This window comes from Mycobacterium sp. 2-64 (assembly GCF_035918375.1).
Lineage (GTDB): Bacteria > Actinomycetota > Actinomycetes > Mycobacteriales > Mycobacteriaceae > Mycobacterium > Mycobacterium intracellulare.
This window is the reverse complement of sequence record NZ_CP142361.1, coordinates 3,888,783-3,901,768: the sequence shown is the minus strand read 5'-3', so window position 1 is coordinate 3,901,768 and position 12,986 is coordinate 3,888,783. Positions and strand designations below refer to the sequence as shown.

At 67.3% G+C, this 12,986-nt stretch carries 12 protein-coding genes; 9 read left to right on the top strand and 3 right to left on the bottom strand.

Translation table 11 applies throughout. From position 1 onward, the window contains the following. The first annotated feature begins 63 nt into the window (after positions 1-63). Together QGN31_RS18105 and QGN31_RS18100 are read left to right on the top strand one after the other, a co-directional pair. On the top strand, positions 64-2,469 hold the full coding sequence (locus tag QGN31_RS18105; protein ID WP_014941556.1) for a CaiB/BaiF CoA-transferase family protein: 2,406 nt from the start codon (positions 64-66) through the stop codon (positions 2,467-2,469). 19 nt (positions 2,470-2,488) lie between these two features. After that, positions 2,489-2,683 carry a ferredoxin gene (locus tag QGN31_RS18100; protein ID WP_009957531.1) on the top strand — a complete coding sequence of 65 codons (195 nt, stop codon included), beginning with the start codon at positions 2,489-2,491 and terminating at the stop codon, positions 2,681-2,683. A 113-nt stretch (positions 2,684-2,796) separates the two neighbouring features. Here QGN31_RS18100 and QGN31_RS18095 read toward each other — a convergent pair whose 3' ends face one another. Next, positions 2,797-4,035, bottom strand: a complete 1,239-nt coding sequence (locus QGN31_RS18095) for a cytochrome P450 (protein WP_014941557.1) — start codon at positions 4,033-4,035, stop codon at positions 2,797-2,799. 106 nt (positions 4,036-4,141) lie between these two features. Here QGN31_RS18095 and QGN31_RS18090 point away from each other — a divergent pair, with 106 nt between their 5' ends. From QGN31_RS18090 to QGN31_RS18065, 6 genes are read left to right on the top strand one after another with little or no spacing between them, the layout of a single operon-like run. Then, positions 4,142-5,269, top strand: a complete 1,128-nt coding sequence (locus QGN31_RS18090; protein ID WP_014382134.1) for an aromatic ring-hydroxylating oxygenase subunit alpha — start codon at positions 4,142-4,144, stop codon at positions 5,267-5,269. Positions 5,270-5,279: 10 nt separating this feature from the next. Beyond that, positions 5,280-6,845, top strand: coding sequence for an AMP-binding protein (locus tag QGN31_RS18085; protein ID WP_014941558.1), 1,566 nt, complete (start codon positions 5,280-5,282; stop codon positions 6,843-6,845). Positions 6,846-6,881: 36 nt separating this feature from the next. Then, entirely contained in the window at positions 6,882-7,307 is a 426-nt protein-coding gene (locus tag QGN31_RS18080) for a nuclear transport factor 2 family protein (RefSeq protein ID WP_009957528.1), read from the top strand. A gap of 13 nt (positions 7,308-7,320) precedes the next feature. Next, positions 7,321-7,851: an FAS1-like dehydratase domain-containing protein gene (locus QGN31_RS18075; protein WP_014379641.1), complete on the top strand. Its 531-nt coding sequence runs from the start codon at positions 7,321-7,323 to the stop codon at positions 7,849-7,851. Further along, positions 7,848-8,309 carry a MaoC family dehydratase gene (locus tag QGN31_RS18070; protein WP_014941559.1) on the top strand — a complete coding sequence of 154 codons (462 nt, stop codon included), beginning with the start codon at positions 7,848-7,850 and terminating at the stop codon, positions 8,307-8,309. The genes QGN31_RS18075 and QGN31_RS18070 overlap by 4 nt, the downstream gene beginning before the upstream one ends. After that, complete coding sequence (locus QGN31_RS18065; RefSeq protein ID WP_014382138.1) at positions 8,302-8,832, top strand: maleylpyruvate isomerase family mycothiol-dependent enzyme; 531 nt, start codon at positions 8,302-8,304, stop codon at positions 8,830-8,832. Before QGN31_RS18070 ends, QGN31_RS18065 begins: the two co-directional genes overlap by 8 nt. Here the strand turns inward: QGN31_RS18065 and QGN31_RS18060 are convergent. Then, positions 8,827-10,293, bottom strand: a complete 1,467-nt coding sequence (locus QGN31_RS18060; protein WP_014941560.1) for an aldehyde dehydrogenase — start codon at positions 10,291-10,293, stop codon at positions 8,827-8,829. The two genes, QGN31_RS18065 and QGN31_RS18060, sit on opposite strands and share 6 nt — an antisense overlap. A 137-nt stretch (positions 10,294-10,430) precedes the next feature. Here QGN31_RS18060 and QGN31_RS18055 point away from each other — a divergent pair, with 137 nt between their 5' ends. Further along, entirely contained in the window at positions 10,431-11,786 is a 1,356-nt protein-coding gene (locus tag QGN31_RS18055; protein ID WP_014379644.1) for a lipocalin-like domain-containing protein, read from the top strand. Here QGN31_RS18055 and QGN31_RS18050 read toward each other — a convergent pair. After that, on the bottom strand, positions 11,775-12,920 hold the full coding sequence (locus QGN31_RS18050; protein WP_014384132.1) for an aromatic ring-hydroxylating oxygenase subunit alpha: 1,146 nt from the start codon (positions 12,918-12,920) through the stop codon (positions 11,775-11,777). The genes QGN31_RS18055 and QGN31_RS18050 overlap by 12 nt on opposite strands. Between the last annotated feature and the right edge of the window lie 66 nt (positions 12,921-12,986).

The following is a 12,986-nucleotide window of genomic DNA, read 5'->3' as shown; positions in this document are numbered from 1 at the left end:
TTAGCTATTTTAGCAGTAATGATATAAATAGCTTCTCTGATCGCGCGTCGATCGGAAGGGCGGGTGCAATTGAGCGAGCGGTCCGACAGCCGGCCGACACCGCTACACGATTTGCGTGTCGTCGAGATCAGTGACCGCATAGCGGGCAGCTACTGCGGAAAGCTGCTGCTCGACGCCGGCGCGCAGGTCTGCAAAATCGAACCGCCGCAAGGGGGTTGGCTGCGCCGGTACACCGCCAGCTGTTCGCCGGTCGCCGAAGACGGCACCGCTCCTTTTTTCAGCTACCTCAACGCGGGCAAGCGCAGCATGACGTTCGCGCCCGGCGCCGAGGATTCGGCGCGCTTTCGCGCCACGCTGGGCGCCGCCGACGTCGTCGTCGTCACCGCGGGCCCGGCGCGGGCCGCGGCGATGGGGATCGACCCGCGGCAACTGCTGGAGCACTCGCCGCGAGCCGTCATCGTGACGATCTCCGATTTCGGCTGGAGCGGACCCTACGCGGACCGCGCCGCCAGCGAGTTCACCTTGCAAGCGTGGGCGGGCTCACCCGGCTTCCGCGGCGATCCCGCCGGGCCCCCGATTTCCATCGGCGGCGATCTGGGCGAGTACATGGGCGGTGTGTTCGCGGCGTTCGGCGCGCTGGCCGTGCGCCGCCGCATCGAGCGCGGCGGGCCCGGCGAGCACCTCGACCTGTCCATGCTGGAAGCGCTCACCGCGATGCAGAGCAGCGAATGGCTGCATTCGCAACTGCTGCGCGTCCCGCCGATCCGCCGCACCACCGAAGTGCCGTCGATCGAGCCCGCCAAGGACGGCTACGTCGGGATCACCATGGTCACCGGGCAGCAGTGGCTCGACTTCGCCGCGATGGTCGAATGCCCGCAATTGGAGGAGATCGAACAGCTGCGGTTTCAGATCGGCCGGTGGCAATACCGCGACCTGATCCGCGAGCAGATCCATCCCTGGCTGGCCGAACGGACCGTCGCCGAAATCGTCGAGCTCGGACAGCTGTTCCGGCTGCCGATCGCCGCGCTGGGCAACGGCTCCACCATCCGGGATCTGGAATACGTGCGCCAGCGCGACGCCTTCATCCACAACCCCGCCGGTTTTCACCAGCCCCGCCCGCCGTGGTTGATGTCGGCCTGCGCGCCCGCACGCGTGGGTGCCACGCCCTCACTTGGCGAGGACGATGACGAATCGCCTTGGCGCCGTGACGAATCCGAATCCGAACCGGCGCTGGACGGGTTACCGCTGGCCGGTGTTCGCATCATCGACCTGACCGCGTTCTGGGCCGGGCCCGCCGCGACCCACCTGCTGGCCGCGTTCGGCGCCGACGTCGTCAAGATCGAATCCATCCAGCGGCCCGACGGCATCCGCTACTCGGGCGGAATGCGCACCGACGTGGACGACTGGTGGGAGTACGGCTGGGTGTTCCACGCGATGAACACCAACAAGCGTTCGGTGACACTGGATTTGGGATCCGAGGAGGGCCGGCGCCTGTTCACCGAACTGGTCGCCGGCGCCGACGTCGTGATCGAGAATTTCTCGCCGCGGGTGATGGAGCACTTCGGCCTCACCGCCGAGGTGCTGCTCGGGGTCAACCCCAGACTGGTGTTCGCCCGGATGCCCGCGTTCGGCGTCGAGGGCCCGTGGCGGGATCGGGTCGGCTTCGCGCCCACCATGGAGCAGATCGCGGGCTTGGCCTGGGTGACCGGGCTGCCCGAGGCCCCGCCGGTGACCCCGCGCGGGGCCTGCGACCCGCTGGCCGGTGTGCACGCCGCGTTCGCCGTGCTCACCGCGCTGAGCTTCGCCGAGCGCACCGGGAAGGGCCAGCTGGTCGAGTTGCCGATGCTGGAAACGGTGCTCAACGCCACCGCGATCCAGGCGATCGAGTCCGAGGTCTTCGGTGTGACGCTGAGCCGTCGGGGCAATCGCGGTCACGGCACGGCGATCCAGAACATCTACCGCTGCGCCGGCGACAAGGACGATTGGATCGCCGTGACCATTCGCGACGACGCGCAGTGGCACGCGCTGGTCGACGTGATGGACCGTCCCGAGTGGTGCCGGGACGAGGCCCTGTCCACCGTTGCCGGTCGCCGGGAACGAGCCGACGAGATCGACGCCCGGCTGGCGGAGTGGTTCGCCCGCCAGACCCTTGAACCGACGGTGGAACGCCTGGCCGGTGCGGGAATTCCCGCCGCGCCGGTGGTATCGCCGTCGCTGGTCACCGACAATCCGCAGCTGCGCGAGCGCGGGTTTTTCGAGGCGCTGCACCATGGCAGCACCGGCCTCGGTCTCTACCCGTGCCCGCCGTTCGCCCTGCTCGACGGCCAGGACCACTGGCTGCTGCGGCCGCCGCCGAAGCTGGGCGAGCACAATGAAGAGATCCTGCGCGATCGGTGCGGGCTGACCGACGAAGAACTGACACGCCTCGCGGCCAGCGGGGTGATCGGGACCCGCCCCAAGGGTCTGTAAGAGAAGTGGAGGGCATCTGATGCGCGTGACGGTCGACGAAAACTTGTGCGAGGCCAACGGCTTTTGCGAATCGCTTGCGCCGGACGTGTTCGAGCTGGGGGACGCCGACGTGGTGCAGATCGCGGACGGCCCCGTGCCGGCGCGGCTGGAAATCGACGTGCGCGCCGCGGTGGACCAGTGCCCGAAGGCCGCGCTGCGGCTTGTCGAGGACTGACTCGCCCGACGACGGCGAGCGCCGGAACGGCGCGAGTGAGGAGTCGGGCAATCAGACTCGCCCGACGACGGCGAGCGCCGGAACGGCGCGAGTGAGGAGTCGGGCAATCAGACTCAGCGGCGCTCGCGTAGCGATATCGCCATCTCGTCGTAGATCGACATGTTGGTGGTCAGGTTGGGATGGGCGGCCTTGGCCGGGCCGATTTCGATGTCATCGCAGCGCAGCAGCAGTTCGTCGAACACCGCGCGCAGTTCCGCACGGGCCAGCATGGCGCCCAGGCAGTGGTGCGGTCCGCCGCCCCCGAACGCCACGTGCGGGTTGGGCTGGCGGCCGATGTCGAAGACGAACGGTGAATCGAAGACTTCCTCGTCGCGGTTGGCCGAGCGCAGCATCGACACCACCCGCTCGCCCTTGGCGATGCGCTGGCCGTCCATCTCGACGTCGACCTTCGCGGTGCGCGTCCAGTACGCCACCGGCGACGCCCAGCGCAGCACCTCCTCGACCGCGCCGGGCCGCAACGCTTCCTGCGCGCGATACCGCTCGATCTGCTGTGGATTGCGCACGAACGCCTGCAGCCCGATGGCCAACGCGTTCTTGGTGGTGTCGCTGCCGGCGAACGCCAGCACGAAGAAGAAGAACTCGAGCTCGTTCTCGGGCAAGCTGAATCGCTCGCCGTCCTCGCCGGTGATCACCGCAGTCGCGAGCGTGCTCCAGATGTCGTCGGTGGGATTGCGCCGCTTTTCGGCCGTGAGCTCCATCGCGTACCTGAACACCGAAGCGAAGAGATCGAGTTCTACCCGCCCGCTCGGGTGTGCTTCGGGCGCAAGCGCTTTGAGGATCTGGTCGAAGTTGCCGAAGATTCGCGGCCGATCCTCGTCCGGGATGCCGATGATGTCGCCGATCACCGACATCGGCAACGCGTCGGCGACGTCCTCGATCCAGTCCCCGCCGCCCGCGGCCAGCAAGTCGTCGATCATCCGTGCGGCACGCGCGCGGATCCCCTCCTCGAGTTTGGCTATGGCGCGCGGATTGAACGCGTTGGAGATGAGTTTGCGGCGTCTGTTCAGCTCCGGCGGGTCCAACGTGATGATCGTCGGGAACGACGAGAACATGGCGACCGGCTGGATGAGCGGGCCGTCGGCCGCGGTGAACGATTCGGTGTCGCGGTGCAGGCGGACCGCGTGCCGGTGTTTGGTCGCCATCCAGAAATCGCGGTGCACGGTCTGGGCCACTCCCGGCGTCAGCTCGTGCCGGAACAGTGGGCTGCTGCGTCGCAGCTCGGCGAACAGGTCGTCGGGAAAACCGTTGCACCACAAAGACAGATCGGACAGGTCGACCGCTGCAGCCGTCATCGCCGGGCCCCATTCTGCGGCGACGCACCGGGAACCGGTGAGCGCCGCGTTGACGTTCTATGCCTAAGATAGTAAAAATAGAGCTAGTCGTCGAACTGGAGTGCTCGTGACGCGTACAGTTTCGGACCCGGCCCCGGAGTCGGCCGAGGACCCCTCAGAACGAGAGTTCGGGCAGGCCGGCATCGCCCTGTCGACCTACCGTTTCCCGACGGGCTGGTTCATCGTCGCCTTCGGCTCCGACCTGGCTCCCGGTCAGGTCAAGCGCGCGCACTACTTCGGTGAGGAGCTGGTGCTCTTTCGCACCGAGTCGGGCCAGGTTCATGTGATGGACGCCTACTGCCAGCACCTCGGCGCCAACCTCGCCGTCGGCGGCACCGTGGAGGGCGAGAACATCGTCTGTCCTTGGCACGGTTGGCAATGGCGCGGTGACGGCAGCAACGCGCTGATTCCCTACAGCAAGATCGGCTGCAAGAACAACGTCCGCATCCGGACCTATCCGAGCATGGAGTGGTACGGCTTCGTGCTGGCCTGGCACGAGCGGCACGGTCGGGCGCCGTACTGGCAGCCGCCGGTGTTGCCCGAGCTGGAGACCAACGAGTACTACCCCCTGCACCCGCACACCCAGATGCTCAACCGGGTCAAGGTGCACCCGCAGATGATCATCGAGAACGCCGCCGACCCGTACCACGTTCAGTACGTGCACAAGGCCGCCAATCCCGCCACCACCGCGTCGTTCGAGGTGTCCGGCTACCACCTACACGCCACGGTCAACGCCCATTTCGGCGGGGGCCGGGCGCAGACCTGGCTGACCCCGAACGGGCCGGTCGACGCCAAGATCATCTACGACAACTACTCGCTGGGGCTGGGCGTGGTGCGATTCCCCAGCGAGCTGGTGGCCACCGTTCAGGTCACCGGACAGACGCCGGTCGACGAGGACTACACAGACTACTTCTACACGCAGGCCTCCGTTCGTGAGCCGGGCGACACCGGTGACGTGCCGACCGGACGCGCCGCCCGGTTCCTCGCGCTGCAGCAAGAAGTCATCAAGCAGGACTTCTTCACCTGGGAGAACATGAAGTATCTCGAGAAGCCGAATCTGGCTCCCGAGGAGGCGCACGATTACGCGGCCCTTCGCCGCTGGGCGCACCGCTTCTACCCGGGAACGCAACCGTCGCCGTCCGATTTCGGCTACACCGCCGACGGCGCGCCGGACCCGGCGGCCGCGAAAGCCTGATGAAACCCTGATGCCCGGTCCCGCCGATTTCGGTGTCGACGGTTTCACCGTGCCGGCTGTGCTGGATCGGCGGGCCGAGCAGCATCCCGACCGGGTGATGATGTCGATCGCCGGTGTCGACGTGACCTTCGAGCAGATGCGGCGGCGGTCCCGCGCGGCGGCAAACATACTGTCCGGCTTGGGCGTCGGCCGCGGCGACCGCGTGGCGTTGTTCACCGCCACCTGCCCGGAATGGGTCTACTTCTGGTTGGGCGCGGCGCGCATCGGCGCGGTCAGCGCTGCCATCAATGCCGCGAACAAGGGTGAGTTTTTGCTGCACACCCTTCGGCTGTCATGCGCCAAGGTGATCCTCACCGATGCTGAGCGGCGGCCCCGTGTCGACGAGGTCGCGGGCGGACTGAATGCGGCGACCGACGTTGTGGTGCTGGATGTTTCGCTCACCGAGGCGTTGAGTAGCACGCCGGTTCACCCGGTGGGCGACAGCCCCGCCGGCGCGGCGGACGTGGGCGTGCTGTTCTACACGTCGGGCACGACCGGACCCTCCAAAGCGGTTGCCACGACGTGGCATTACCTGTTCTCGGTGGCGTCGACCGTCGCTTCGGCGTGGGAGTTCGGCGCGGGGGAGGTGCTGTGGACGGCGATGCCGCTCTTCCATCTGAGTGCGGCGCCCAGCGTGCTGGCACCGATGCTGGTCGGTGGAACCACCGTGTTGGCGAAAGCCTTTCACCCGGCGCAGGTGTGGGATGAGATCCGCGCCCACGGCGCCGTCGGTTTCGCCGGCGGCGGCGCGATGGTCTCGATGCTGCAAAACCTGCCCGCCGATACGCGGGACGCGCAGCTGCCGCTGCGGTTCATCTCCGCCGCGCCCATCGACGCGGCCTCCTACCGTGACATCGAAAAGCGTTACGGCTGCCGCATCGTCACGATGTACGGATTGACCGAGGCGTTCCCGATCGCCCTCAAGGCCGTGGCCGACGAGGGTGTACCCGGAACCTCGGGCCGGCCCAACCCCGATTTCGACGTGCGCATCATCGACGAGCGCGGCGATCCGCTACCGGCCGGCGCCGTCGGAGAGATCGCGTGCCGGCCGAAGCGGGCCCACGTAATGAGCGAAGGCTATGTGGGCCAGGGGATGCGGGTGGACCCGCACCCGGAGTGGTTTCGCACCGGTGACCTGGGCCGGCTCGATGCCGATCAGAACCTGACCTATGTGGACCGCGTCAAAGACTCGTTGCGCAGGCGGGGCGAAAACGTCTCATCGGTCGAAGTGGAGACCGTCGTCATGCGTCACCCCGCCGTCGCCGAAGCAGCGGCCGTCGGAGTCCCCAGCGAGCTGGGCGAAGACGACATCCTGGTAGTCGTGACCCTGCGTCCCGGGGCCACACTGGACTGCGCCGAGTTGCTCGACTTCTGCGCGGCCCGGATGCCGTACTTCTGCGTGCCGCGATACGTCGAGGCGGTGGACGAACTGCCCAAGAACATCATCGGCCGCATCCGCAAAGACCTGTTGCGCAACCGGGGCGTGAGTCCGGGCGCATGGGATCGGGAAAAAGAGGGGTATATCGTTGCCCGGTAACGTTGCCCGTCACTGTGAGAGAGGCTGCGAAGCACAATGACCATGACCTATCAGGAACAGCAGCTGCTCCATGCCGCCACCGGCCGCGCCGCCATCCTCAACCTGAACGCCCGGCACAATCGCGCCTATTCGGAGGGCGACCGCGAGCGCTGGATCGCCACCTTCCGCCATTCCGGCGCCAGCTATACCCGTGACGGCGAGGCGTTCACCGATCTGCGCGCGGCCTTCGACGGCGGCGACGGGCAACGGTTGATCACGGTCGACCACGAGATCGCCGTCGACGGGGTCAACGCCGACCAACATTGCGTCGCCGTGCTTTTCGCCGCGATGTTCGAGGACACCGCGCTGCGGGCCACCGGGGTCTTCCACGACACACTGGTCTACGAGCGCGGCGGATGGTACTTCACATCCCGTACGTTGCAGTGGGATTCGGTCCCGAGCCGGCATCCGCTCGTCATGTGAGCGGCATCGAGACGTGGACCAGGATTTCAGTCAGCGGCTGGCCTTCGGCACCTACGAGGATGCGTTGCGGATGGTCGGCACGAAAAGCGAACCCCGCACCGCGGCCACCGCGGTCAGCGCCGCACGCATCCAATTGTTCGCCGCGATGGTCCGCGACGGGAACCGTTCCTATTGGGATTCCGAGTTCGCTCGTCGGCAATGGGGAGGCCTGCTCGCGCCACCCGCTTTGCTGATGGGCTGGTTGATCGCGCCGCCCTGGCAGCCCGGAGGGAGGAGGTCCGGTTCATTGATCGCCCTGCGGGTGCCGCTACCGGGCACCACATTCATCAACGCGGCCAACGAGGTTGAGTTTCCCCAACCCATCGTGGAAGGCGACGTCCTGACCGTCGTCGACGAGCTGGTGTCGGTGTCGCCGGAAAAGCGGACCAGGCTGGGCGTCGGCCATTTCGTCGAGACGCTGGAGACCTATCGCCGCCAGGACGGCGCCGTGGTCGCCACCTCCCGCAACACCCTGTTCCGCTTCACCCCCGGGCCGCCCTCGTGACCGGCGACGGCCTGGACTTCGACCGGATCACCGTCCCGGTCGAGCTGCCCGAGGTGGTTGACCACATCAGCTACCAGCGCGTGGTGGAGAACGCCGGAGCGACGTGGGACTACTTCCCCGGCCACTTCGACCCGGATTACGCTCAAGCTCAAGGGAATCCGACGATCTACGTCAACACGATGCACCTCGCCGGCTTCGCCGACCGCGTCGCGACCGAGTGGGCGGGGCCGCGCAGCCGCGTGGTGCAACGCTCCATGCGGCTGACCGGGTCGGTGTACGCCGGCGACACCATGACCGGCCGCGGGCGGGCGGTGGCCAAACGGCGGGACACCTCGGTGGACCCGCCGCGCTGCCTGGTCGACCTCGAAATCCAGGTGACCAATCAGCATGGCGCGCTGTGCTGCCCGGTCGAGCTGACGCTGCAGGTGCCCGAGGACCCGTATCACGGCGATGGATGACAACGCCGAACTGCACCTGGCGGTGTGCCGCCGGTTCGGTGAGGCGGTTGCCGCGGCGACCGGCAGATGGGACCGTCCATCCCCGTGCGATGCCTGGGATGCCCGAGGAGTGCTCGAGCACGTCATCGGCTTTCACGACGTACTCCTGTTGCGTCCCTTGGGACTCAAGCCCGACCGGCCGCGTGAGGATCCCCTCGAGCGCTGGCGACTGACGTACCGCTCGCTGACCGAGGCCTTTACCTCGGGCGTAGCGACACGGCTCGATGCCTACCCGCTCATCCCGAATCTGACCCGCGATGTCCTGGTGCATACCTGGGACCTCGCGCGTGCGGCGGGGGCCGACGACAGCTTGGACCCCGAGTGGTGTGAACGGTTTTGCGTCGGGTTACCGACGGATTCCCAGACGCTGGGCTCGGGGGCGATGTTCAAGGCCCCGCTTGTCGTACCCGCCGAAAGTGACGCGCAGACAAGGCTTCTCGCCGGCCTGGGCCGCGACCCCCGGTGGAGACCGCGCACCTCATAGGGGTGGCAACTGCCCTTTGCATATCAGCGTCTGCAGTTCGACATACTCGTGCAGACCCTCGGGGCCGAACTCCCGCCCGATGCCGGATTGCTTGAAACCGCCGAACGGTGCCCCGATGTCGAGGGTGTACATGTTGATGCCGTAGGTCCCGGTGCGGACGGCGGCCGCGACGTCGAGGCCGTGCCCGATGTCGGACGTCCACACCGAACCGGCCAGACCGTAGTCGGTCTCGTTGGCGATGCGGATCGCGTCGTCCTCGTCCCGGTAGCGCAGCACCGTGAGCACCGGCCCGAAAATCTCCTCCCGGGCGATGCGCATGTCGTTGGTGGCGTCGGCGAACAGCGTCGGCTGCACGTACCAGCCGCGCTCGGACGGGCTCTGTTCGCCACCCAGGACGACGCGGGCCCCTTCGCGGCGGCCGGACTGGATGTAGTCCTGGACGCGGCGCTGTTGGCGTTGGGCGACAAGCGGTCCGATGTCCGTTGCCTCGTCGGCCGGGTCACCGACGTGCAGCGCTGACATCATGCCGGCCAGGGCGTCGACGACCTCGTCGTGCTTGCGGTCGCTGACCAGGATGCGGGTCTGGGCGACGCAGGCCTGGCCATTGTTCATCAGGCCCGCGCTCTTCAACCCGGCCACGGTCTTGTCGATGTCGGCGTCGTCGAGGATGATCGCCGCCGATTTGCCGCCCAGCTCCAGGCTCACGCGTTTCAGTTGTTCCCCGCACAGCGCGGCGATCCGGCGCCCGACGGCGCTGGACCCGGTGAACGCGATCTTGTCCACGCCGGGGTGGCGCACCAGCGCCTCGCCGACGTCGGTGCCGCCGGGCAGCACCGAGACCACGCCCTCGGGCAGGTCAAGCTGCTCGATCATCTCGGCCAACCACAAAGCGTCCAAAGGCGTTTCGGGTGCGGGCTTGACGATCACCGTGCACCCCGCGATGAGCGCGGGGATCAGCTTGGGCATGATCAAAAACTGGGGCACGTTCCAGGGCACGATCGCGCCCACCACCCCGACCGGGGCCCGGCGCAGGTGCACTTCGCCGAGCACGCCCTGGCGGCGTTCGGTCCACGGAAAGTCGCGGGCGGCGGCCAGCGCGAGGTGGATCAGCGACGCGGCGGCCGCCCCCTGGCCCATCCGGCTGAAACTGCGCGGTGATCCCATCTCGTCGGTGATCAGGTCGGCCATGTCGTCGCTGTGGCGGGCGTAGATCGCGGCGAGCTGTTCGACTTTGGCCATCCGATCGGCGTGGCTCATCCGCGGCCACGGTCCGTGGTCGAAGGCGTGCCGAGCGGCGACAACGGCGGCGTCGACGTCCTCGGGGCCGGCCGCCTGGACGTGACCGACCGGCTCCTCGGAGTGCGGCGAGATCACGTCGAGCTGTTGGGGATTGGCGGGCTTGCGCCACTGCCCTCCGATGAACACTTCGTCGTAACAACGATGGTCGGAATTCTTCGTCATCGGGGCGCCTCCTCGAGGCAGCGGTGGGTGCAGTACGACCGTGACCGTAATTCGCTATTGACGCTAACATAGCGAAGAAAGAGCGAGGCGGGAAGCCGCGAGCGGATCATCAGCGACGATGTCGAGGCGGGCGCGATATGAAGAGCGACTGGCGCAGTTACCCATTCCAGTTGGTGCCCGGCGACGGCCAGCTCGAGTTTCCCGCCGCCGAAGGCGAACACCCCGACCAGGAGTCGGACACCTGGTTCATCGCTGGCCAGCTGGACGCCGCCGAGACCGACCGGTCCTTTGCCTTCCTGACGATTTTCAACAAGAACCGGCCCGGCGGGACGATCGTCGCCGATTTCTACACGATGGCGCTCTTCGACCTCGACACCGGCGATTACGGCACGTACACGGATTACGACATGCCGCCGGCCAACCTCGAACCGGGGGCGCCCCGCAAGCTGGAGCTGGCCACGGGTTATCTCGACATCAGCTACGCCGGCGGTGCGGGCACCGCGTCCTGGACCACGTGCCGCAACGGCGACGGGGGTCTACTGCCCTACACCTACCGCGTCAGCCTGGTGGGGGAGGACCATTCCGGCCGGCGGATGCGGCTGGACCTGGCCGTAACCCCCACGCGCGCACCGACTCCGGTGGGCGCCTCGACCTACAACGGCAAGATCGTCTGCTTCGGCCAAGACGACACCTACTCCTACTTCCAGACCGGTATGGCGATGACCGGCACCCTGTGCTGGGGCGAGGAGATCCACCAGGTCTCCGGCAACAGTGGCCATGTCGATCGGCAATGGTTTCCAAAATACGCCGGCGGCGGGGGAACGGCGGGGGATCCGCGGGCCCGGTCGCACGAATGGCGCACCATCAACTTCGACAACGGCGTCGACTTGAGCATGTGGCGGCAGTTCGACCGGACGAACGGCAATGTCCTGCAGCCCTTCACCGGTGTCACCACGAGCTACCCCGATCCCGCCACGTCGCCGCAATGCGCCGAAGACATCGAGGTCACGATCAGCAGCTACGTTCGGTGGCCGGAGACGGTGCGGCCCCTGGTGCGCCCGCTTGCCCCGGCCCGGTACATGCCCGACCGTCACCGGATCACCTGTCCCACACTGGGACTCGACATCGTCGGTGAGCCGGTGGTGCCGGCGCCCGCGCATGGCCTGCCGATCGAATACATGGAGGGGCCCTACCGTTACCGCGGGATGCTGGGCGGGCAGCCGGTGACCGCGTTCGCCTTCAACGAACGATCGCTCGCCTTGTATCGGGATTGGGAGCTGGTCGAGGTGCTCACCACCACCGTCGCGAACATCGAACCGTCCGACCCCGACCTGCAGACAACAGCGGATCGTCTGGTGCCGTTGGTGGCCGCCGGGCGGCGGGGCGAGGCGGTCGAACTGCTGACCGCGGTGCGCCCCTCTCAAACCGGTGCGCTGGCAACGCTTCTGGACGATCTGGTCGCGGTGCTGTCGGCCGATGAGTCAGCGAGCTGAACTCGCCAGCGCCTGCGCCCACGTGATGTGTCGGTGCTGCAGCCCCGGCTCGTTGCGGCCGAACACCAGGTGGTCGCGGGCGCCCGACTCGAGGTTGGCCTGGAGCCCCTGCACCAACCGGTAGTCCTCGTCGCGCACGGTGGCGTGCGCGTATTCGAAGACGGCCTGAGCGCCGGCGGCCACCGATTCGTCGGACAGGTCCTGCGGTGTGGCGTTCTGGTGCACGGTGACCGAGCGGCCCGGCTGATCACCGGGGTAGACGCGGAACAGTTCGCCGTTGGCGATCGTCACCGACAGCACGATGTTGGGGAACAGCGCGTAGATCACGACCATGTTGTGGAACGGATTCCACTGTTCCTCGGGCAGCTCGTCGAGCTCCAGAATGGTGTTGAGCGGAAAGATCAGCCGGTGGTGCGGGCCGAAGGAGTCGAACACCGTGCAGTTGCTGCGCGCGATGGTGGCGAACGTCTGCTGGTGGACGGTGGCGAAGTGGTAGTTCTCGGCGAAGGTGTCGATCGCCAGCTTCCAGTTGATCGGGGTGTCGAGCACCTTCTCGCCCAACGGCGACCAGCGCCCGATGCCCCAGGAATCGAGTTCGTCGGCCAGCGGTCCCAGGTGCGCGGCCACGTCCAGCGCCGTACCGGGATCCAGTGAGACCCAGAGGAATCCGGCGAACTCGGTGGCCGGGAGTTCGGCCAGGCCGTCGGAGCGCAGCGTCATGTCCGGGAAACCCTCACGCCCCGGCAGGCCCACCAACCGCCCGGTGTTGTCGTACGTCCACGCGTGGTAGGGACAGGTGAACCGTTTGGCGGTGCCGCATCCCGTGACCACCTGCGACTGCCGATGCAGGCACACGTTGTCGAACGCCTTCACCGATCCATCGGCAGTCCGGGTCAACAGGATGGAGCGACCCATCACCGTCTTGGTGCAATACGCCCCCGGGGCGGGAAGTTCGGACACGTAGCCGACCAACTGCGGGCTGGCCAGCAGCATGGCCCGGTCGAGGTCGTGGCGTTCGGGACTGGTGTAGTCCCGCGCCTCGACCCGGTGCTCGCTCGGCGCGAGGTCTGTTGTCTTGTCGCGCGCCAACTTCAAGGCGCGGCGGGTCAGGTCGATGAGCTGGTCGCGTTCCATCTGAACTCCGGTGGCAGTCAAGCGCTCGCGGTAACTCTACTAACTTTATAGTGATAATAAATTAAG